The 22,089-nt window shown below is 49.2% G+C and carries 16 protein-coding genes; 8 read left to right on the plus strand and 8 right to left on the minus strand.

What is annotated here, in order from left to right; translation table 11 throughout:
• The first annotated feature begins 144 nt into the window (after nt 1–144).
• The 3 genes from ACW6QF_RS13920 to ACW6QF_RS13930 are packed head-to-tail and all read left to right on the plus strand — an operon-like array spanning nt 145 to nt 5,058.
• Nucleotides 145–2,442, plus strand: coding sequence for a TonB-dependent receptor (locus ACW6QF_RS13920; protein WP_456088276.1), 2,298 nt, complete (start codon nt 145–147; stop codon nt 2,440–2,442).
• A gap of 43 nt (nt 2,443–2,485) precedes the next feature.
• Nucleotides 2,486–3,889, plus strand: coding sequence for a DUF4374 domain-containing protein (locus ACW6QF_RS13925; protein ID WP_456088262.1), 1,404 nt, complete (start codon nt 2,486–2,488; stop codon nt 3,887–3,889).
• A complete protein-coding gene (locus tag ACW6QF_RS13930) occupies nt 3,886–5,058 on the plus strand; it encodes a PepSY-associated TM helix domain-containing protein (RefSeq protein WP_456088263.1) in 1,173 nt (390 codons plus the stop codon). The genes ACW6QF_RS13925 and ACW6QF_RS13930 overlap by 4 nt, the downstream gene beginning before the upstream one ends.
• Nucleotides 5,059–5,227: 169 nt before the next feature.
• Here the strand turns inward: ACW6QF_RS13930 and ACW6QF_RS13935 are convergent, their stop codons facing one another.
• Both ACW6QF_RS13935 and ACW6QF_RS13940 read right to left on the minus strand, forming a co-directional pair.
• Nucleotides 5,228–5,830, minus strand: a complete 603-nt coding sequence (locus ACW6QF_RS13935) for an OmpH family outer membrane protein (protein WP_288651146.1) — start codon at nt 5,828–5,830, stop codon at nt 5,228–5,230.
• 28 nt (nt 5,831–5,858) lie between these two features.
• Nucleotides 5,859–6,077, minus strand: a complete 219-nt coding sequence (locus ACW6QF_RS13940) for a hypothetical protein (protein WP_298550793.1) — start codon at nt 6,075–6,077, stop codon at nt 5,859–5,861.
• A gap of 147 nt (nt 6,078–6,224) precedes the next feature.
• On the opposite strand from ACW6QF_RS13940, the gene ACW6QF_RS13945 reads away from it, so the two are divergent.
• The 5 genes from ACW6QF_RS13945 (at nt 6,225) to ACW6QF_RS13965 (ending at nt 13,935) form a co-directional block, all read left to right on the plus strand.
• Nucleotides 6,225–7,682: an aminoacyl-histidine dipeptidase gene (locus tag ACW6QF_RS13945; protein ID WP_456088264.1), complete on the plus strand. Its 1,458-nt coding sequence runs from the start codon at nt 6,225–6,227 to the stop codon at nt 7,680–7,682.
• A 158-nt stretch (nt 7,683–7,840) separates the two neighbouring features.
• Nucleotides 7,841–9,304 carry a hypothetical protein gene (locus ACW6QF_RS13950; protein WP_298550796.1) on the plus strand — a complete coding sequence of 488 codons (1,464 nt, stop codon included), beginning with the start codon at nt 7,841–7,843 and terminating at the stop codon, nt 9,302–9,304.
• 6 nt (nt 9,305–9,310) lie between these two features.
• Complete coding sequence (locus ACW6QF_RS13955) at nt 9,311–10,384, plus strand: endonuclease/exonuclease/phosphatase family protein (RefSeq protein ID WP_456088265.1); 1,074 nt, start codon at nt 9,311–9,313, stop codon at nt 10,382–10,384.
• 35 nt (nt 10,385–10,419) lie between these two features.
• The gene (locus ACW6QF_RS13960) at nt 10,420–12,090 is read left to right on the plus strand and encodes a peptidoglycan DD-metalloendopeptidase family protein (RefSeq protein WP_456088266.1); all 1,671 of its coding nucleotides are present in this window, start codon (nt 10,420–10,422) and stop codon (nt 12,088–12,090) included.
• A gap of 96 nt (nt 12,091–12,186) precedes the next feature.
• Nucleotides 12,187–13,935: a phospho-sugar mutase gene (locus ACW6QF_RS13965; RefSeq protein WP_456088267.1), complete on the plus strand. Its 1,749-nt coding sequence runs from the start codon at nt 12,187–12,189 to the stop codon at nt 13,933–13,935.
• A gap of 66 nt (nt 13,936–14,001) precedes the next feature.
• Here ACW6QF_RS13965 and cdd read toward each other — a convergent pair whose 3' ends face one another.
• The 6 genes from cdd to ACW6QF_RS13995 are packed head-to-tail and all read right to left on the minus strand — an operon-like array spanning nt 14,002 to nt 21,718.
• Complete coding sequence (gene cdd, locus ACW6QF_RS13970; RefSeq protein ID WP_456088268.1) at nt 14,002–14,478, minus strand: cytidine deaminase; 477 nt, start codon at nt 14,476–14,478, stop codon at nt 14,002–14,004.
• Between the two features lie 33 nt (nt 14,479–14,511).
• Nucleotides 14,512–15,285 (minus strand): LytR/AlgR family response regulator transcription factor, encoded by a 774-nt coding sequence (locus ACW6QF_RS13975; protein ID WP_298550806.1) that lies wholly within the window; start codon nt 15,283–15,285, stop codon nt 14,512–14,514.
• Nucleotides 15,282–16,304 (minus strand): sensor histidine kinase, encoded by a 1,023-nt coding sequence (locus ACW6QF_RS13980; RefSeq protein ID WP_456088269.1) that lies wholly within the window; start codon nt 16,302–16,304, stop codon nt 15,282–15,284. Before ACW6QF_RS13980 ends, ACW6QF_RS13975 begins: the two co-directional genes overlap by 4 nt.
• Nucleotides 16,305–16,347: 43 nt before the next feature.
• Nucleotides 16,348–17,637, minus strand: a complete 1,290-nt coding sequence (locus ACW6QF_RS13985; RefSeq protein ID WP_456088270.1) for a TolC family protein — start codon at nt 17,635–17,637, stop codon at nt 16,348–16,350.
• Nucleotides 17,634–20,672 (minus strand): efflux RND transporter permease subunit, encoded by a 3,039-nt coding sequence (locus ACW6QF_RS13990; RefSeq protein WP_456088271.1) that lies wholly within the window; start codon nt 20,670–20,672, stop codon nt 17,634–17,636. The genes ACW6QF_RS13985 and ACW6QF_RS13990 overlap by 4 nt, the downstream gene beginning before the upstream one ends.
• A complete protein-coding gene (locus ACW6QF_RS13995) occupies nt 20,669–21,718 on the minus strand; it encodes an efflux RND transporter periplasmic adaptor subunit (RefSeq protein ID WP_456088272.1) in 1,050 nt (349 codons plus the stop codon). The genes ACW6QF_RS13990 and ACW6QF_RS13995 overlap by 4 nt, the downstream gene beginning before the upstream one ends.
• Nucleotides 21,719–22,089: the final 371 nt, after the last annotated feature.

The following is a 22,089-nucleotide window of genomic DNA, read 5'->3' on the forward strand; positions in this document are numbered from 1 at the left end:
ATGCGCTTTCCATTTATAAAGACCTTTGCAGCGTTTTACTAACGATACAAAACTCTTTATAAATTGAAAGCGACTATTCTTAAAATTTCCGGTCTATTCATATTCCTCTTGACTGCGATCTCCGCCTCTGCCCAAGACAAGGCGATGATCTCAGGTAAAATCATATCTACGGATAAAGAAACCATAGATTTCGCAACGGTCTACCTGAAAGGAACCACGTATGGCGGAACAACCGACGAACAAGGCATTTACCATCTGAAAGCTCCGGCCGGCGACTATACATTAGTCGTATCCGCCATCGGCTATAAGACGGTTGAGCAACCGGTGAAACTTGCCGGCGGCGAAAGGACCAGGCAGGATATCACCATTACTCCGCAATCGACGGAACTGGACGAAGTGGTCGTTGTCTCAAACGGAATAAGCCGTTTGAAACGTTCGGCATTCAATGCCGTAGCACTCGATACGAAAGAACTGCAAAATTCCAACAGAAGCCTGAGCGAGGCACTGGCCAAAGCGCCGGGAATGAAAGTGCGTGAATCCGGAGGTGTCGGTTCGGACATGCAACTTACGCTGGACGGTTTCAGTGGCAAGCACGTTAAAATATTTATCGACGGTGTGCCGCAGGAAGGTGTGGGAAGTTCGTTCGGACTGAACAACATCCCGGTCAACTTTGCCGAACGCATCGAAATCTACAAAGGCGTGGTCCCGGTAGGCTTCGGTACGGATGCGATCGGGGGCGTGATCAACATCATCACTAAAAAGAAACGGGACAGGTGGTTTGTAGACGCCTCCTATTCCTATGGTTCTTTCAACACACACAAGTCTTACGTGAATTTCGGGCAAACGTTCAAAAACGGATTCACCTACGAAATCAATGCTTTCCAAAACTATTCGGACAATGACTACTACGTGAACGCTCCGGTGGAAAACTTCGAGACCGGAAGCATCGACAGAAGCAAGAAGGAACGGGTGAAACGCTTCAACGATACCTACCACAACGAAGCGGTCATCGGCAAGTTGGGGATCGTAGACAAGAAATGGGCGGACCGGCTGTTGCTGGGTTTCACCTATTCCAATATGTATCAGGACATACAGACCGGTGTGCGACAGGAAATCGTTTACGGGCAAAAGCACCGCAAAGGACACTCCCTGATGCCTTCGCTGGAATATGGCAAACGCAACCTGTTCGCCAAAGGGCTGGACATCGTGCTGACCGCCAACTACAATAAAAACCTTACGACCAACGTGGACACTTCTTCTTACGAATACAACTGGCGTGGAGATAAACGCCTGATGAACTCCGCCGGAGAACAGTCAAGACAACATTCACGGGCAGACAACCATAACTGGAACGGCACGTTGACGCTCAATTACCGGGTCGGAAAAATACACACGTTCACCTTCAATCATGTGTTGAACACTTTCCATCGTTCCAACACCTCCCTGCTTGCGACCGAAGAGATGAAAAGCGCCATTGCCAAAGAAACCCGTAAAAACATTTCGGGCCTTTCCTACCGGTTGATGCCGTCCGAACACTGGAACTTTTCCGCTTTCGGTAAATACTACGACCAATTTGTAGCAGGCCCGATGGCAACATCGAGCACGCAGGACGAATATGCACGCCAGACACGTTCCGTCAACTCATTCGGATACGGAGCGGCCGGAACCTACTTCATCCTGACAGGCCTGCAGGCCAAGCTGTCTTACGAAAAGGCTTATCGCCTGCCGACCATCGAAGAGATGTTTGGTGACGAAGACCTGGAAATGGGCGAACTGAGCATCCGACCGGAAAACAGCGACAACATAAACCTCAACCTGAGCTACAACAAGACATTCGGAAAACATACCTTGTATGTGGAAGGAGGAGTGGTCTACCGTAATACGAAAGATTACATACAACGTAACATCACTGATTTGAGTGGCGGCAGACAAGCGGCGACCTATATCAACTACGGCAAGGTCGAGACAAAGGGGTTTAGCCTTTCCGCCCGCTACAACTTCGCAGACCTGGTAAGCGTAGGCGGCAATTTTACCCAGATGGACGTACGCGACAAAATGAAGACCTCCATTACCGGCAGCGCCGAAAACCTGGCCTACGGGGAACGGATGCCGAACCTCCCCTACCGGTTTGCGGATGCCGACCTGTCGTTCTACTGGCGTAACCTCTGGAAAAAGGGCAATGTGCTGACCGTGACTTACGACAATCAATACCTGCACAGCTTTACTTACTATTCGGCCGCTATCGGATCGAAAAACAACGACTATGTCGTACCGAACCAGTTTTCCCACAATCTATCTCTCTCCTACAGCCTTCAGAACGGACGGTACAACGTGTCGTTCGAATGCCGCAACTTTACAAACGAAGACCTGTACGACAACTTCAGTTTGCAGAAAGCCGGACGCGCTTTCTATGGCAAAGTGAGAGTCTATTTCGGAAATTAATTCAATTATCACAGTTATTAAATATAAATACATTTATTGCAAGATGAAAAAGAATCATTTATTGACCGGTATTGCCGCAGCCTTGCTGGCGGGTGGACTGTTTGCTTCCTGTAGTGACAACGATATTCCGGTACCGGACGAAGGAGGGAAAGACGAAACCCAAAACACGTTCGTAATCCCCGCTTCCACAACGGCATCCGGAAATACGACCAACGTACTGCTTACAGCCGAAAGTGTGGACGAAGGGACCGTCACGACGTTGAACAACGGCCTCGTGAATGACGGAGCCACACAATGGGTTTTCTATAAAGACCGGTATTTGTATGGCCTGACTTACAATCAGGGAAATGCCGGAGACACACGCTCGTATATCCTGAATGCGGACGGCGGACTCGAAGCCCGCTCACAGAGCTATAAGGTCAAACGCTTCACCACCTACGGGGTTTACGACAAATACATCATGACCCTTTCTTCAGGTGACGGCCCGACGGAATGGGCCGACGAGAACGGCTACGTTCCCCAGTCATTCCTGGTTTCCCTTTTGGATGTCGCCGCCCAGACAAAGACGGACAACGACACGAAGAACAAAGCCTATCTGTCCGAAAACTTCTTAGGCAATGGCGAATATGTAACATTAGCAGGCATTTTGGAACATAACAGCAAGATCTATAGCGTGGCCGTACCGATGGGATTAAGCCAGTACGGGACAAAAGACGGAAACGGGAAATGGATCCTGCCGGGTAACGAAGACTTGGTGAAAACCGAATCCGGAGGCTCGAACAGCAGCGCTTACGAAAAAGACGAGCTATTGTGGACACAATATCCGAATTCCTGTTGGGTTGCCATCTTCGACGACGAGACATTTACAAATAAGAAAATCATCAAGACCGATAAGATCAGTTACGCTTGCGGCCGTTTCAAATCGCAATATTACCAGATGATCTGGGCAGCCGACAACGGCGACATCTATGTATTCTCACCGTCTTATGCCAAAACGATGACCGACCCGCGTCAGCAGACCCACTTGCCGGCCGGTGTAGTGCGCATCCCGAACGGAAGCGAAGATTTTGACGATTACTACTGTAACCTGGAGGCGCAGAGCAACGGCAACTCCTTCCTCCGCAGCTGGCATATAACAGAAGACTATTTCCTGTTGCTGATGTACGACCGTCCATTCAGCGAAACAGGCTATACGGCAAATCAGTTGGCCGTATTCAAAGCCGGAGCCGAAAAGTTGACTTACGTGACCGGACTTCCTTCGACCGATATAATCTCCGGTTTCGGAAACTCGATACACGTTGAAGACGGCAAGGCTTACATCGCCATAACGACAACCGAAGGCCATCCTGCCATCTACAAGATCGATCCGGCTAACGCCAGTGCTACAAAAGGCGTAACAGTCGAAGCTACCCAAATAACCGGTATCGGCAAACTGACAGCCCAATGAAAAAGTTCTTTGCGAAAATACATGTATGGTTATCGATACCTTTCGGTATCATCATCGCGATCGTCTGCCTGACAGGAGCAATCCTGGCGTTCGAAACGGAGCTACTGGAGCTTTGCTATCCTTCCCGCTATTTCGTCAAAGAGGCAAAAGGCGAACCGCTTTCGCCGGCCGCGCTCATGGATACCGCCCGCAAGCAACTTCCCGGCTCCATCAAAATAAACGGAATACGGGTTCCCTCCGACCCCAAACGGACCTACCAACTGATTTTACCCGGGAAAAAGGCTGCTTGCTTTATCAACCCCTACACCGGAGAAATCACCGGCATAGACGATGGGAAAGGGTTCTTTATGAAGATGATGCGCCTTCACCGCTGGCTGCTGGACGAATACAAACGGGATGGAAGTTTCAGCCGGGGCAAAGCTGTTGTCGGATATTCGACCTTAGCACTGGCTATTATTATCATAAGCGGACTTGTCATCTGGTATCCGAGAAACAAGAAAGTGCTGAAAAACCGGCTCAAAATAAAAACGAAAGCCGGCTGGTTCCGCTTCCTTTACGATCTGCATGTCTCCGGAGGTTTTTATGCGGCTTTACTTTTGCTTGTCCTGGCATTAACCGGCTTGACCTGGTCGTTCGGTTGGTATCGTGACGCGTTCTATACCGTGTTCGGTATCAGTACGACTTCCCAACAGGCTCACGCCCCGGCATCTGCCGCTCCTCAGAAAACGGCAGGTGACAGAGGAACGAAGAGACACCCTGAAACCGATTACACACAATGGGGCGAAGTCCTGGCCGGCTTACAAAGCCGTTACCCTGAATATCAATCGATCGCCATCCAGGACGGATCGGCAACGGTTTCTACCGCCAACTATGGAAATACAAGAGGGAGCGACCGTTATTCCTTTGACCCGGCTACCGGCAGGATCACCGAAGCCCTATTATACAAGGACCTTCCCGAATCCGCCAAAATAAGAGGATGGATCTATTCCGTCCATGCCGGAACATGGGGAGGAATGGCTACCCGGATATTAAGCTGCCTTGTTTCACTCTTAGGAGCTGTCTTTGCCATAACCGGCTACTATTTCTGGTTCAGGAAGAAATTCGGAAAACCCGACAAGCCATATCGCAAAACCTATCGGACGACCGGGCACAAGAAAAGCCCCGAATAATGCATAGGGTTACGAGGTCTAAAGCATAGGGTTACGGAGTCTAAAGCATAGGGTTACGGAACCTAAAGCATAGAGTTACGGAACCTAACGCTAAACCATGATCCCACAACGCAAAAAGGCTGCCTTCGCATATCGCCAGGCAGCCTTTTCCTATGTACTTCTGATTTCTTTATTTGCCGGAAGAGTAGTTTTTATTCAGCACTTCGAGAAATTCGGCAGTGATGTCGTATGCCGGATTAGATAACAAAATGTTGTCACCCATTGTATTGCTGAAAATGATCTGATAACCTTTTGCCTGGTTGAAAGTCGTCAACTGGGCGACGATCGTATCGCGAAGCTGTCCGTTCAGTTCCATCTGCTTGGCGGCCAATTCCTGTTCTTTCTTAGCCGCATAGTTCTGAAGTTCCTCTTGCTTTTTCTGCAAACGGTTTCCTTCTTGCTGCGCCCTTTCCGTGGTAAGGAAAGCATTGGCCTCATATTTACGTTGGAAATCATTCAACTCAGTCCGTAAGGCATTTGACCGCTGGGTCATATCTAAACGATAATCTTCCTGCATCTTGAGGATACGTTCATTCAGATCTTTCGAATAGTTGTAATTCGATAAAAGAGAGTCTACATTCACATATGCTACAGGGAGCAAATTAGTAGAATCTCCCTCCGTTGTGAAAGCCGGAGCTACTGTTGATTCTTTTTTACTGGAAAACTGCATAACAAACAAGATTATGACAGCTACCGCGAGCACACCATTAATAACGTAGTTAATGTTCTTCATAAAGTGTAAATTAAATCTTTATTTTATTTTATTCTTCTATTTCCTTTATCTTATCATATAGATTCTTCCGCAAACCATCGCGCTTATGCTGGGTTTTAGCACAGCATATACCTTTCTCCCTTAGTGCCGCGTTACCCTCAATGTGTGTATTCGGGAACTTCCCTCCCTTTTTGAAAAGAACTTTTACACTGAGCAACACAACACAAATAACAAGAATTATGACGGTAATCAATAACGTTGTAAGCATTTTCTCTATATTTGTGGACGCAAATATAAGAGTTTAAGTGATTGGAAAGTATGTTTTTGATATTTAATTGTACTTTTTTTCATACAACCCCCTGTTTGCACTGGTATTATTAACTATAGAGTAACATCTATAATATATTGTAACATTATGAAGATTACTGATTTAAAGCCTGAAATCGTCTGGAAGTTCTTCCACCAGGTAACACAAGTGCCCCGTCCTTCAAAAAAAGAAGGAAAAATGATCGAGTTCCTTGAATCGTTCGCCAAACAGTATAAAATAGCCATCAAAAAAGATGCCGCAGGCAACATCCTGATGTCCAAACCGGCTACTCCCGGCAAAGAAAACCTGCCGACAGTCGTTCTGCAATCCCACATGGATATGGTTTGTGAAAAGAACAACGGGACCGCACATGACTTCGACCATGATCCGATCGAGACAATCGTCGACGGGAACTGGCTTCGTGCCAACGGTACGACTTTGGGAGCCGACAATGGCATCGGTGTAGCCGCCGAACTGGCCATCCTCGCTTCGGACGATATCGAGCACGGGCCGATCGAATGCCTTTTCACCGTAGACGAAGAAACCGGGCTGACCGGAGCCAAAGCACTCGAAAAAGGATTCATGACAGGCGATATCCTGCTGAACCTCGATAGCGAAGACGAAGGTGAAATCTTTATGGGCTGCGCAGGCGGTAAAGACACGCAAGCGGTGTTCCATTACGAATCACGCGAGACCAATCCGGACATGCAATATTTCAAAATCGAAGTGAAAGGGTTGAACGGCGGACATTCCGGTGGCGAAATACATAAAGGCTTGGGTAATGCAAATAAAATATTGGTCCGCTATCTTTACCTGTTGAACAACGAGGTAGATTTCAATCTTTGCTCTATCCAAGGCGGTAACCTCCGCAATGCCATCGCCCGTGAGGCACAGGCCGTCATCGGTCTGTATCCGGAAGACAAGGAGACAGCACGCATCCTCTTGAACCACTACACGGCAGACATTGAAAACGAACTGAAACACGTCGATCCGAATGTACGGATTTCAATGGAATCGACAGACCGGCCGGATACATGCATAAGCGATTTATGGGCACAAAAGATCATCTTGTCATTGCACGCTTGCCCGCACGGCGTAATCGGCATGAGCCACGACATCGAAGGCCTGGTCGAGACTTCCACCAACTTGGCATCCGTCAAGATGGGGCCGGACGATACGGTCATCATAGGCACAAGCCAGCGCAGTTCCATCGAATCATGCAAGAATATGATCGCCAACCAGGTCGCATCCGTTTTCAAACTGGCAGACGCAATCGTCACTCATGGCGACGGCTATCCCGGCTGGGCGCCTAATCCGGATTCAAAGATTCTGAAAGTGGCACAGGAAACCTATAGACGATTGTTCAACAAAGATGCCAAGATCATGGCGATCCATGCAGGATTGGAATGCGGTTTGTTCCTTGAAAAATATCCGAATCTGGATATGATTTCATTCGGACCGACGCTTCGCGACGTCCATTCTCCCAACGAACGCATACAGATTGATACCGTCGGCTTGTGGTGGTCCCACTTGCTCGAACTATTAAAGAGCATCCCCGCAAAATAAAACGGTACATTTCCCGTTATAGAAAGAGGATTAACATTTGACGGATGTTTTTCCTCTTTTTTTATGTTAATGCCCGAAAACTTATTTATGATAAATTTGTTTTCTTATTGACATTATATGGTAAATAAGATTTACCTGGACTATTAATAATTAATGAAATGAAAAAATTAGCCGCTCCGTTACTCATATTATTCTTTATAATACTCAACCTGTTGTCGTGCGACGGGCTGGACGAGAACTATTCGAGTAACCCCAACCATCGGCTGAGCTTCTCGGTCGACACGCTTTCTTTCGATACGGTTTTCACCACGATAGGCTCCGCAACCAAAGAGTTCATGATCTACAACCGCAACGACCAGCCTTTGCTGATCAGCGAGATCCTGTTGGCGAGCGGTGAAGAGACCGGCTTCCGCATCAACGTGGACGGGCGTAAAGGCGACCATTTCCAGGATGTAAGGATACAGGCAAACGACAGTTTGTATGTTTTTGTGGAAGTGACCGTCAATCCGAACGCCTCCAACCAACCGTTGCTGGTGGACGATTCCATCATCTTCACCACAAACGGGGTCAAACAGTCCGTCCGCCTCGAAGCATACGGGCAAAACGTAAACCTGCATAAAAACGGGCTTATCCTGACACAGGACACGCATTTTACAGCCGAGCGGCCTTACCTTATATATGACAGCCTGGTTATTTCTCCCGATATCACGCTCAGCATCGATCCGGGCGTTACGTTCTATATGCACGACACCGCGAAGGTTATCACATACGGAACATTGCTGGCCAAAGGGACACGCGAAAAGCCGATTGTCTTCCGCGGGGACCGCCTGGATTTCATTCTGAACGATATCCTGCCCTACGACCGGACCCCGTCGCAATGGGGAGGCATTTTCTTCCGGACGGAAAGCTACCATAATATCATGGACAATGTAATCGTGCGAAACGGGAAAACAGGACTGACGTTCGAAAAGTCGTCTCCGGACGAATCCAAACTGAAATTAAGCAATTCCCAGATCACGAATATGGGAGAAAACCTGTTCTTCGCACTCAATTGCAATATTGAAGTGGCCAATACGGAATTGACGAATGCCGGAGGAGGCGTCGTCGTGCTGATCGGCGGAGAATACCGGTTCATCCATTGCACGCTTGCCAATTTCATGACATTGGAAAAACGTTACACGTCTTGCCTCACGATGGCAAACAATGCGAATGAAGAGGCTTATCCGCTCAAAGCGACATTCGACAATTGCATCATCGACGGCAGTTTCGATGCCGGCAAGGATGCATATAAAGGAGAACTCAATCTATCCGTCGACGGTGCGGCATCATTCGAATACCTGTTCAACCATTGCGTAATCAAAACGAATGGCAGCAACAATGACCGCTTCAAAGAGGTATTGTTCACCAATACCAGTCCGTCCTACAGGTTAAAAGGTGGCGAAAAGAACAAATACCGCTTTGATTTCCGTCCGGATTCGACAACCACCTTAGGAGTGGGAAAAGCGGATATCTTCGTTACGCAACAATATCCGGTGGACCGCTACGGCATAAACCGCCTGACAAACGACGGTCCCGATATCGGAGCCTACGAATTCGTACCGAAAGAAGATGGAACAAAATAAAACGATATGACCCGGATCTTAACTATGACGTTTTTTATCCTGGAATTGTTTTCCTTGTCTTCACAAGGACAGACAGACTTTCGCGTGATGAGCTACAATGTCGAGAACCTGTTCGACACGGAAGACGATCCGCTTGCCGCCGACAATGATTTCCTTCCCTCCGGCAACCGTCACTGGACACCCGGACGATTTTACCATAAATTACAGCAGCTGGCAAAAGTCATCACGGCAGCGGGAGAATGGAGCACGCCGGCTTTGATCGGACTTTGTGAAGTAGAAAACGATTCCGTACTTGTCCGGCTTCTGGACTTCACTCCGCTCCGCCGGCAACATTACCGCTATTGCATGACGCACGGACAAGACACGCGAGGCATCAACGTGGCATTGCTTTACCAGCGGGACAAGTTCCGCTACCAAGGGCACACGGAGCACCCTGTCCGTTTTACCCGCCAACAGCATAAGCATACCCGCAATATCCTGCATGTATGGGGAGATGTGATTACCGGAGACCGGATCGATGTTTTTGTCTGCCACTTCCCTTCCCGCTACGGAGGAGAAAAAGAAAGCGAACCGGACCGTTCGGATGCGGCACGGACCCTGCGCACATTATGCGACTCGATCCATAGCCTCCGTCCAGCCCCGCACATCCTGATCATGGGAGATTTTAATGATACGCCGGACGACACGAGTATCCGGGAAATATTGGATGCCCATCCGGTTCCAATTCCATGCCTGTCCGATTCCGGTTCCATGCCTATGGAACTCCGGACGGATGCCAGTCCGTCTCTCCATCTATACAATCTATTTGCCGGGAACAGGCCGGGTCTTCCGGGCAGTCATAAATATCAAGGGGAATGGAGCCAGTTAGATCAAATCATCCTGTCGTCCTCTCTCGCCGACACCACCTCCCGGATGCAGGTCATCCCAGGAAGCGCCCGTATCTTCTCCCCGCCATTCCTGCTTACAAAAGATAAAACCTGGCGAGGCGAACGCCCTTTCCGCACCTACTACGGTTTCAAATACGAAGGCGGCTACAGCGACCATCTCCCCTTGATCGTCGACTTTCTACTATTGAAATAAATGATTACTTTTGTTTTTCCAAATACACATACAATATGTACAAACTATATATCGCCATACTGGCTTTTTGCATACAGACAATAAGCGCCCAACAACTCCGTCAACCCTTCGATTTCCCGATCTTGTTGAGCGGTAACTTCGGGGAGTTGCGCAACAACCATTTTCATTCCGGAATAGATTTTAAGACACAAGGGGTGGAAGGGAAACCCGTTCACGCCGTACAGGAGGGATATGTATCACGCATATCCGTCAGTCCGTGGGGATACGGAAACGGCTTATACCTGACACATCCGGACGGGACGACGACCGTCTACGGCCATTTGCAACGATTCGTCCCTTCCATCGCCCGATATATCAAGGCGCAGCAATACGAACAGGAAAGCTTCAACGTGAACCTGTTCCTCGACCCGGACCAACTCCCGGTCAAAAAAGGAGAAATTGTCGCCTACAGTGGAAACACCGGAAGTTCGGGCGGCCCGCATCTCCATTTTGAAGTGCGCGACACGGAAAGCGAAGAGGTCCTCGACCCGATCGAATATTTCAAGGAGAAGATAACCGACACCCGCGCACCGAAAATACAGGGAATCCTGGTCTGTCCGCAACAGGGCAAAGGAGTGGTCAACGGCAGCAACCGTAAACTGGAGCTGAAACCGGTCACGGCCAAAAACGGCAAGCAAACCATCACCGGCAAGATCGAAGCATGGGGAGAAGTCGGGCTGGCGGTCAAAGCCTACGATTATATGGATAATACGACAAACATCTACGGAGTGAAAGATATTACCCTCCGTCTGGACAGCCAGACGATCTACCATAGCAACCTGGACCGTTTTGCGTTCGACGAGACCCGCTATTTGAACAGCTACGTCGATTATGAGGAATGGAAAGACCGCCGTTCCTTCTATATGCGCAGTTTCGTCGAACCGGGCAACCGCCTGCGTTTCAGCGAAAGCATCAACCGGGGGATCATTCATATAGAAGAAGAAAAAACCTATCATCTCACGTACACGCTTGCCGATGCATTCGGCAACACCGCCCGCCTCTCCGTTTGGATAGAAGGGAAAGAGCAGGAGATTCCGGAGATCGAGACCGAAGGTACAGAACTGTTTCATTGGATGGCCGACAACCGGTTCGGAGCAAAAGGCATCCGGATGACGATCCCGAAAGGCAATCTGTACGACGATCTGTATTTCCGTTATTCGGTAAAGGAAGACAGCACGGCACTGGCTGATACGCACATGCTGCATAACCGCCCCGTCCCGCTTCACAGCTCGGCGCAACTGTCCTTGCGTTTACGGATCGACACATTGGAAAACAAGCAGCAATATGGTATCGTCCGCACTCAGAAAGGCCGTCAATCCTGGATCGGCGGCACTTACCGGAACGGCTGGATCGACGGCACGATCAAAGAACTGGGCCATTATACGATCGGGCAAGATATCAAAGCGCCGACGATCACCCCGTTGGGTGCCGGCACGTGGATCAGCAAACAGGCATTCGTCTTCCGCCTGTCCGACAACCTGAGCGGCGTGCAAACCTACCGGGGAGAGATAGACGGGCAATACGTCCTGTTCGAGATGAACAGCAAATCGGTCATTACCTACAAGTTCGACAAGGAACGGCTCGAAAGAGGGAAACACACCCTCAAACTAACCGTTACGGATGCCGCCGGAAACCGGTCGGAGTACGAGCATCCTTTTGTCTGGTAAATAAAAAGCCTGAATCTTGGGAATTATCAATTTATTTGTATCTTTGTTCATTTCAAAATCAGGATTTCTTTAAATTAAAAGCAAGACATATAGGTCATGGAAAACAAGGAACTGTTAGAAATGGTAAGAAGCAAGGCGCAAAGCTGGCTTACTAAAAGTTATGACGCTGAAACACGTGCACAGGTGCAGGCTCTGTTAGACAACGAAGATCCGACGGAACTGATCGAATCGTTCTACAAAGACCTGGAATTCGGTACAGGTGGGTTGAGAGGCATCATGGGAGTAGGTTCAAACCGTATGAACATCTACACCGTAGGGGCAGCCACACAAGGCTTATCCAACTATCTGAAAAAGGAATTTGCCGATCTGAACCAGATCAAAGTTGTAATCGGGCATGACTGCCGTAACAACAGCCGCAAATTTGCTGAAATCTCTGCCGACATCTTCTCTGCAAACGGCATCAAGGTGTATCTGTTCGAAGACCTTCGTCCGACTCCTGAAATGTCATATACCATCCGCAAGTTGGGATGCCAGAGCGGTATTATCCTGACTGCTTCGCACAATCCGAAAGAATATAACGGGTACAAGGCGTATTGGGACGATGGCGCCCAGATGATCGCCCCGCATGACAAGAATACGATTGCCGAAGTTAACAAAATCCGCAATGCCAGCGAAATCAAGTTCGAAGGGAACAAGGAACTGATCGAAATCATCGGCAAGGAAATCGACGAACAATATATCAACGACCTGACAAAGATTTCTTTGTCACCGGAATCTATCGCACGCCACCACGATATGAAGATCGTCTATACGCCGATCCACGGAACAGGCGTAACGGTTATCCCGCCGACATTGAAAGCATTCGGCTTCACGAATATCATTCACGTACCCGAACAGGACGTAGTAAGCGGTGACTTCCCTACCGTTGTTTCTCCGAACCCGGAAGAACCGGCCGCATTGGCTCTGGCAGTTGAAAAAGCCAAGGAAACGGATGCAGAGCTGGTGCTTGCTTCCGACCCGGATGCAGACCGCGTAGGTGCAGCCGTCAAGAACAACGAAGGCGAATGGGTATTGCTGAACGGCAACCAGACTGCTTTGATGTTCGTCTACTACCTCATCACCCGCTGGAAAGAACTGGGCAAGATCAACGGCAAGGAATATATCGTCAAGACAATCGTCACGACCGAACTGATCCGTACGATCGCGGAGAAGAACGGTGTCGAAGTGTACGATGTTTACACCGGCTTCAAATGGATCGCCGATGTCATGAAGAAGAACGAAGGCAAGAAAAATTATATCGGTGGCGGTGAAGAAAGCTACGGCTTCCTGTGCGAAGATTTCGTTCGCGACAAAGACGCTGTTTCCGCTTGTGCCATCCTGGCCGAAATCGCAGCCTGGGCGAAAGACCAGGGCATCACGATGTACCAGCTATTGCAGAACATCTACGTTCAGTATGGTTTCTCTAAAGAAAAAGGCATCTCCGTTGTAAAGAAAGGAAAGAGCGGTGCTGAAGAGATCGAAGCGATGATGAAGCACTTCCGTGAAAACCCGTTGCAGGAAATCGCAGGTTCCAAAGTCACGTTATTCTACGACTACGCATCCCTGAAAGGCAAAGATTATGTAGAAAACGAAACATTGACATTGGATATGCCGACAACTTCCAACGTCCTCCAATATTTCACTGAAGACGGAACGAAAGTATCTATCCGTCCTTCCGGCACGGAACCGAAGATCAAGTTCTATTGCGAAGTCCATTCCAAAGTGAAGAGCCTCGACGAACTGCCGGCTGCCGAAAAAGCAGGAGCAGAAAAGATCGAAGCGATCAAAGCGTCATTGGGTATCTGATCCCGGACGGGAAGTAACTGAATATTAAAAAGGAGCGTCATGGCAACAGATGGCGCTCCTTCTTTTTTATTCTAAATCTTTTGCCCCGAAACAAAGCGGCAGCAACGACTCGGCACTTTCGGCCACTACGACCTCTTTCTTTCCACACAATAAGACTTTCATCGGCTTGCCATAACGTTGCTCCGTTTCCAACAAGACCTGGCGGCACGCCCCGCACGGGGAAATGCTCTCGACCTGGCGGCCATTCGTCACGGCGGCAATGGCCAAGGCGATAACGGGCATATCCGGATATTGATGGCCGGCATGAAACAACGTCACCCGCTCGGCACACAGGCCGGAAGGATAAGCGGCATTTTCCTGGTTACTGCCGGTCACGATCGTGCCGTCCTCCAACAGAGCCGCCGCTCCGACATGGAACTTCGAATAAGGGGCATACGATTGTCCGGTCGCTTTTATGGCAGCTTCCATCAACGGCAATTCCTCATCCGGCAATTCAGCAAGAGGATAGATCCGGATTCTTGTCTCCAACTTGATTTCTTTCATAAGGCAGCATTTTAAATGATACAGGCAAAAATACTAAAAATTAAGCCACAATTTGAATGCCGACAGTTTTTCTTCGCTAACCGTCACTTTAGTCTTATAAGGCGGACGTACCGTTACCACGATCTTCCCGTTAAAATAAGGTTCCGCGTGGTCAATGGCATCTATACAAACGATGATCTGCCGGTTAGCCCGGAAGAAACGGGCGGGATCCAACTGGTCCGCCAATTTATTAAGGGACAAATCGACAATATGCTCCTGGGCGTTTTTCGTAACGGCAAACGTCACCTTGTTTTCCGAATAAAAATAGGCTATATCATCTACCCGCAACGTCCAGAAACGATCGACTCCTGAAATCAGAAAGCGGGAACGATAGCGCTTCTCCTTATTTTGCAACGTATCGAGAAGCATATCCAGATAATCCTGCGACTTGACATAACCGTTTCCGATCATCGTCTCATACTTCTGAATGGCATCCGAAAGCCGCTTTTCGTCTACCGGTTTCAAGATATAGTCGATGCTATTGACTGAAAAGGCGCGGATGGCATACTGGTCGTAGGCAGTCGTAAAAATAATCACGGAAGAAGGGTTCGCCGCCGAAAGGAAATCGAACGAATTCCCATCCGCCAACTGGATGTCGAGAAAGATTATATCCGGATGCGGATGCTTGCGAAACCACGAGACCGCTTCGTCGACACTGCCCGGCAGGACGACCACGTTCCATTCAGGACGCAAGCGTGTCACCATCGAATTCAACAGACGGGCAGCGGGTACCTCATCTTCTATTATGACTACATTCAATTTACTCATATCAACAACGGTACTTTTACAATAAACAGTTCTTTTTCATGCAAGACCAGTATCTCCTCCCCTAACATCAACTTACACCGGTTCGACAGGTTTTTCAACCCGACACCTGACGACTCCTGGCTTTTCCGGGGTTGCACCAGGTTACCGACCACCAGACGGCCTTCCTCCAAGAAAATATCGATCTTCATCGGCCGGGCGGATGTGATCGTATTATGCTTAATCACATTTTCCACCAGCAACTGTAAGGTAAGCGGAGGAAGCATAGCTTCAGCCAGATCGGCAGGGATATCGCATACACAACTGATGCAATCCCCCAACCTCACCTTATGCAAAAACAGATAAGAATCCAGGAATTCCAATTCTTCAGCGAGAGAGACCAGCGTCTTGTCCTGGCTTTGCAAGACATAGCGATACACACTCGACAGGTTTTTCGTGAAACGGACCGCATTATCAGGGTTATACTCGATTTCGGCTATTAACGTATTCAGGCTATTAAACAGGAAATGAGGGTTTAACTGGCTTTGTAGAGCCGCATAACGAGCCGTATTGTTTTCTTTCTGCAACGCGGCGGCCTCCTGCTGCAATTTCAAGGTGCTCTGGATAGAACGGTTTGCCAACAATAAGCCCAAGATGACCAACTCGACCAGCCAGACGAGCAGCAGAACACGCCATCCGCCATTGGGGAAGATTAGCGGATCGTTCATTCCGACCAATATCTTGGCAACCACCAGCAAACTGTAATTCAATAAGAGAAACAGCAACATTACGACCGCATAAATCGAAACAATCTTCCATCTTTTCCGGATATTCAACGCGTACTGGCTATTCATCCACGAACTGATCCGCAACGTCGAATACCCCAAGACATTAAAGGCGGCAATAAAAAAAACAAACGCGCCCTTCGAATACAGAACATCCGCCACGTGGGCGGAAAGTTCCGTATAATTAACGAGTAAGAGATAGGAAAAAGCCCCTAACCCGGAAAACAACAAACCATATAAAATTGCATTCCATTTCATACCCGTTTCATCCAAATAAGAGAATATATCACTTCACACACAATCAATATCTGTTTAACGCTTTTATCAATCCCGAATAATACCCCTGTGCAAGCACCTTGGCCTGTACATAATCCAATTGCGAAGTCTGTCGATATGCTTGCGCTTCTATCACTTCCACAACCGATATTTTTCCTTCCGCGTAACGTTCCAAGGCCATCCGTTCGTTCTCACATGCTTTTTCAAGCGAGTTTTCAGCCAGATCGACCCGTTCGAGTGCTTGAGACAAAGAAGTTCGGGCCGTCTGTACTTCGAGGTTCACCTGGTCTTCGACTTGGTTGATCCGGTCATTTGCCATACCGATTTTCATTGCCGAAGCCCGCTTCTCGTTGCGGCGTTTCCCCCACTCGAACAAAGGTACGGACAATTTGGCATATACCGCATAGTTAGGATCCAAATCCGCGCGGAAATCATAACCGGGAGACGAGTAACTTCCGTCAAGCCCGATGTATAACTGCGGTTTGTATCGGGAATCCGTCAGTTTCAACGCACTTTCCGCCATTTTCAATTGATCGTATGCCATGCGTATCTCCGGCCGACCTGTTCCGTCCGATATCCAGATATCGTTCGTGTAACAGACTTCCGGGATGCTCCGATCCATCTCGGTCGTATCCTGCAAATTCACTCCTATCAATGAGTTGAGAGCCATGCGGCTTGTCTCGAAATCACTCTGAGCCTGCAACAGCCGGTATTCCGCCTCATTTTGCTTAACCTCGACCATCAACAGCTCCTGCGGGTCGACCAAGCCCGCCTCTACCCGCTCGCGAATCGTCTGAGCCAGAGTAGCCATCGAATTGCGGTAATCAAGGGCCACATCGACAATTTCTCTGCGTGCTACCGTATTCCAATATTGCATATCCGTCTGATAGCAAACAGCCGAACGGAACAGTTCTTCCTGATTGGCGGCAAACGAATGGCGATGTCCGGCCATACGGATCGATTCCAGAATCCGCCCTCCCGTATAAATGGGTTGGAGCAAAGAAAGAGAAGCCCCGTATTTCAGATCACGACCTTCGAACGTCATCGGCCGTTCCAGAGAAGGAAGAGCCAATGTCAATTGCAACGGCTGCCCGATATACTGGAAATCGGCATTTCCGGACAACTTCGGTTTCCAGTCCGCCTTCGCCGCTTTTTCCAGTTCGATGCTGGCAGAGATATTCTTCTCTGCCGATTTAAGATCATGGCTGTATGACAAAGCCATAGAACGGTATTTTTCGAGCAACGGACTTTGCTGGGAATAAGAAAATCCGGTATAGATCAGGAACACACTTATCAATAGATGCTTTTTTCTCATATCTGTTCTTTTTTAACCTTATAAAATAGCGTGTACAGTGCCGGAGTTACAAACAAGGTCAGCAGTGTAGCAAACGTCAATCCGAAAATAATGGTAGCCGCCATTCCACCGAATGCCACATCAAAAAGCAGCGGTACCATACCAAGGATAGTGGTAGTTGCAGCCATCAGCACCGGACGTGTCCTGGACACGGTAGCCTCGACAACCGCCGTATAGGGGGCAACGCCGTTCTTACGTTGTACGTTGATTTCATCCAGCAGGACAATCACATTCTTAATAATCATCCCCAACAGCCCTAACCAACCGGCAATAGGGAAAAAACCGAAATCGAAACCGGTCAATAACATTCCGATCGCCACTCCGATCAGCGATAATGGCAACACACAGAGAATAATAACCGGTTGTCGGAAGTTGCCGAACAGGGCGACCAAGATCACAACCAACATCAGGAATGCCAGCGGGAAAAACTTGGCAAGAGCCTGTAAACCTTCGCTCTGATCTTTATATTGGGAATCCCAGAAAAAAGTATATCCCTCCGGCAACTTCATCTGTTCCACCTCATCGCGAATCTCGCCATGCACTTCCGCCATCGTATGTCCCGGTTTCACGCCGCACATCGCCGCCATGGACAATTGCCGGTTGTAGGTGCGCACTTGCGGGAACTCCCAGGTTGTTTCGATCCGCTCCGTCACCTGCGACAAGGGAGCCGACCGCTCGCCGTTCCACACGGAAAAGCTCCCAAGCGAACGGACATCCGCCACTTCCGCCCCATCCGATTTCAACAAGACGGGAACCTTTTTCTCGTTATCACGATAGACACCGACCACCGTTCCGTCGTTGATGGATTTGACGGACTCCATCATCGCAGCTTTGGTTATGCCTAACGCTCCTGCTTTGACCGGATCATAGACCGGACGGATCATCATCGACATATTTCCCCACTCATTACGGGCATCGGCCACCTTCGGATTACGGCGCATGATCTCGATCGCTTCCCCTACCAGCGAATCCAGCACAAACGGATCAGGTCCGAGAAAACGGGCTTCGATCACCGCCTCCGTAAGCGGACTCAATTCGAACTTATTGACTTTGATCAGCGGACCGGGAAAACGGGTACGGATCGAATCTTGCAACAAAGCATGCAATTCGCGCGACTCCCTGGAAGACTTGCATTTGACCAGGACTTGCGCATAATTGGACTGCGGGCCGAACGAGACGTTGGACAGATAATAGCGCGGAGGAGTACGTCCGGCATACGTCGAAACCATCTCCGTCTGTTCATATCCCCGGATATAGTCCGCCATCTCCATTGCCAATCGATCCGTTTCTTCGATCTTCACGCCTTCCGGCAACCAGACATCCAAGGTGAAATACTGCTTGTCCAACGCCGGGACAAACACTTTCGGGATAAACTTGAAGCTCCAGGCCGAAAAGACCAGCATCACGACCAGGCTACCGATCGCAACCGTCCGGTGCCGTATCACCCAATGCAGGGAAGAGCGGAACTTCTCATAATATCGACCGGAAAACAACGAATCCTGCAATTCCTCAGGACGAGGACGCCGCACGAACTCCTGGATAAAGAAAGGGGTCTGTGTCAAAGCAAACACCCAACTGAACATCAGGGAAACACCGATAACCACCACCAGCGAAGACAAAAGCTCACCTGTGATATGAGGCGAATAATAAATAGGCAAAAACGTCAGGATCGCAATCACGGTAGCCGCCAACAGAGGAAGCGCCGTTGCCGAACAGGCCCGCATAATCGCCACTCGTTTACGCATGCCACGCTGCATGTTGACCAATGCCGAGTCCGACACCACAATCGCATTGTCGACCAGCATTCCCATCGCGATGATAATGGCAGCCAACGACATGCGTTGCAGTGCTATTCCCGATCCGAACATGACGATCAAAGTCGCAAAAATAGAAAAGACCAATCCGCTCCCGACCAGGATTCCATTCTTGAATCCGATAAAGAACAACAGGATCGCCACCACGGTAACGACCGATATGATCAGGTTAAGGATAAAACCCTGATTGGCCACATCCGATTCATATCCCTGATCATATATGGATTGCAGTTCGAATCCTTCCGGCATACTTTCGGACAACTCCCCGATACGCGCTTTCACCGCCTCCGCCATGTCCACCACATTTCCAGTCGGGACGGTAGAGATGGCGATACCGACAGCCGGGCGACCGTCTATCCGCATCAGGTTGGAAGCCGGTTGCTGATAGCTTTCTTCGACAGTCGCAATATCGGCCAAGCGGAAATATTCTCCGGTACGCGAGACAATCGTCAGGTTCCGGATATCGTCCGGCGAATAGAAATTTCCGGTCGATTCGATCCGGATCCGGTTCTGCCCGGCATCGATCCCCCCGGCATCCACTACCCGGTTCTGGGCATCGAAAGCACGGGCGATGTCGGCGGTCGTAATGCCGCTACGCGCCATCACGGAAGGACTGACGGACACATCGATTGTCGGCGTCCGGACTCCGTATATTTCAACTTTGGCAACATCCTTGACCTTCAGCAGCTCATTCTTGACACCTTTGGCCTGGTCTTCCAGTTCGCGATACGTGTACCCGGTTCCGGTCAGACCGTAAAACACGCCCAGGACATCGCCGAAATCGTCATTTACAATAGATGTTCCGGCTCCTGCCGGCAACTTTCCCTGTACATCGTTCACCTTCCGGCGCAACTTGTCCCACAACTGCTGCATCTCGTCGGCCCGGATTTCCTTTTTCACATAGACCGTGATCTTAGACAGGCCAGCCCGGTTCTCCGTCTTCAGGTAATAGAGTTCGCCGAGCGATTGGATCGCCTCTTCCAGCACATCCGTCACCTGTGACTGCACTTCCATCGGGGATGCGCCGGGATAAGGCGTCAACACCAAAGCCTGCTTGATCGTAAAAGGAGCGTCTTCCAACTTCCCCATCTTGGCATACGAGAAAAGTCCTCCGGCCAGGACCAAGACCAACAACAGTATCGTGACTGCTTTCTTTTGCAGAAAATACTTTACCAGCTTCATCGTTTCCCTTTTTCTGAAATTGATACTTTCCTACCGTCCGACAAGAAACGAAGCCCGCTTGTCGCCACCATTTCACCCACTCGCAACCCTTCCTCGATCCGGACAGTCCCGTCCGGCAATAACTCGCCGACCGTTACGGACTGTCGGGTAACACGGCTTGTTTCAGGACTCACCACCCAGACAAAATCGCCCACCGAAGGACGATGGCAAAGAGCCGCCTGCGGAACAGAGATACTCCCGGAAACCACAGGAGCAGATTGCAGTAAAGCCTTACCCGACATACCGGACAGCAACCGGTTTTCTTCATTCGGAAGAATGGCTGTCAATAAATATGACAGGTTGTTACGGGTCGTTCCTTTGGACACCTCGACAACGTTTGCCGTATAAAGCCGGTCGGGCTGTGTGTCGAAACGCAGACGAATCGTATCGCGGGGTCGTATGGAGCAAGCGATATCCTGTGTCACATAGACTTCTATTTTAAGGCGGTCGATGTCGATAAAGGAAATCACAGGCTGCGAAGCCTTTACATCCTGAAACTTTTCCAGATAAACTTCTCCTACATATCCGTTGAACGGAGCTACCAGCTTCGTATCTTCCAATTCATTCACGGCTATCTCGAAAGACGACTTTGCCGACACATAATCCGCTTTCGCTTTCTCATAAACACTGGCCGCCACGTTTTCTTTCTCAAACAAGATCCGCACACGTTCATATTCGGCTTTTGCCTGGAGATAGGCCGCCTCAGCACGGTTCCGGCGAATCCGGAAATCACGCGGATCGATCCCGGCAATGATACTTCCACGCGTATACCGGCTACCGGCATACACGTCAAACTGGTCGATCGGACCGCTCACACGAAAAGAAAGCTCCGAGATCCGGAACGGTTGGGCAATAAAGGCAAACTCCGTATTGCCTTCAAAGGAAACAGGCGATACCCGGGCTGTATTCACCTCTATACCCGATTCTTGCTCCACATCTTTACCTTTACAGGATGCCAGCAACAAAGCAACACAGGCAAACAGAACTGGATGTAATCTTATCTTCATAACACTTCTTTTAAATTCCGCCCAAAAGTAAAAGTCCTGTTCGGTTATGGACGGAAATAAAATCCCGAAACCGGAAAAAACGTACCTGAAACCCCTATTCCAGTAGACACGTGGTTGCCGAATATGGAACATTGACGCCATAGCTTGCGCCCTTATCCCCTTATTGTCATATTTTCAAAAAAGGCATTGGTCCAAATCGAAACTACTACCGCATCTATTTCGAATTTATACCCCATTTAATTCAAATGGGTCTTGTTCACTTTTGCTGCCTTATACACAAATCATCATTCTTTTGAGTAGTTCTATGCTTCCTCGTCCATAACACATTCTTTTAATCATCTTTAATTTGTTGACAAATCCTTCTGTAGTAC

The organism is Parabacteroides sp. (assembly GCF_977054455.1).

Excerpts from the sequence above, each read along its gene's own strand:
- ACW6QF_RS13935 (WP_288651146.1), bottom strand. The coding sequence starts at position 5,830 with ATGAAGAACATTAACTACGTTATTAATGGTGTGCTCGCGGTAGCTGTC.
- ACW6QF_RS13945 (WP_456088264.1), top strand. The coding sequence starts at position 6,225 with ATGAAGATTACTGATTTAAAGCCTGAAATCGTCTGGAAGTTCTTCCAC.
- ACW6QF_RS13980 (WP_456088269.1), bottom strand. The coding sequence starts at position 16,304 with ATGAAATGGAATGCAATTTTATATGGTTTGTTGTTTTCCGGGTTAGGG.
- ACW6QF_RS13965 (WP_456088267.1), top strand. The coding sequence starts at position 12,187 with ATGGAAAACAAGGAACTGTTAGAAATGGTAAGAAGCAAGGCGCAAAGC.
- ACW6QF_RS13925 (WP_456088262.1), top strand. The coding sequence starts at position 2,486 with ATGAAAAAGAATCATTTATTGACCGGTATTGCCGCAGCCTTGCTGGCG.
- ACW6QF_RS13975 (WP_298550806.1), bottom strand. The coding sequence starts at position 15,285 with ATGAGTAAATTGAATGTAGTCATAATAGAAGATGAGGTACCCGCTGCC.
- ACW6QF_RS13950 (WP_298550796.1), top strand. The coding sequence starts at position 7,841 with ATGAAAAAATTAGCCGCTCCGTTACTCATATTATTCTTTATAATACTC.
- ACW6QF_RS13960 (WP_456088266.1), top strand. The coding sequence starts at position 10,420 with ATGTACAAACTATATATCGCCATACTGGCTTTTTGCATACAGACAATA.
- cdd (WP_456088268.1), bottom strand. The coding sequence starts at position 14,478 with ATGAAAGAAATCAAGTTGGAGACAAGAATCCGGATCTATCCTCTTGCT.
- ACW6QF_RS13995 (WP_456088272.1), bottom strand. The coding sequence starts at position 21,718 with ATGAAGATAAGATTACATCCAGTTCTGTTTGCCTGTGTTGCTTTGTTG.
- ACW6QF_RS13930 (WP_456088263.1), top strand. The coding sequence starts at position 3,886 with ATGAAAAAGTTCTTTGCGAAAATACATGTATGGTTATCGATACCTTTC.
- ACW6QF_RS13955 (WP_456088265.1), top strand. The coding sequence starts at position 9,311 with ATGACCCGGATCTTAACTATGACGTTTTTTATCCTGGAATTGTTTTCC.
- ACW6QF_RS13985 (WP_456088270.1), bottom strand. The coding sequence starts at position 17,637 with ATGAGAAAAAAGCATCTATTGATAAGTGTGTTCCTGATCTATACCGGA.
- ACW6QF_RS13990 (WP_456088271.1), bottom strand. The coding sequence starts at position 20,672 with ATGAAGCTGGTAAAGTATTTTCTGCAAAAGAAAGCAGTCACGATACTG.
- ACW6QF_RS13940 (WP_298550793.1), bottom strand. The coding sequence starts at position 6,077 with ATGCTTACAACGTTATTGATTACCGTCATAATTCTTGTTATTTGTGTT.
- ACW6QF_RS13920 (WP_456088276.1), top strand. The coding sequence starts at position 145 with ATGATCTCAGGTAAAATCATATCTACGGATAAAGAAACCATAGATTTC.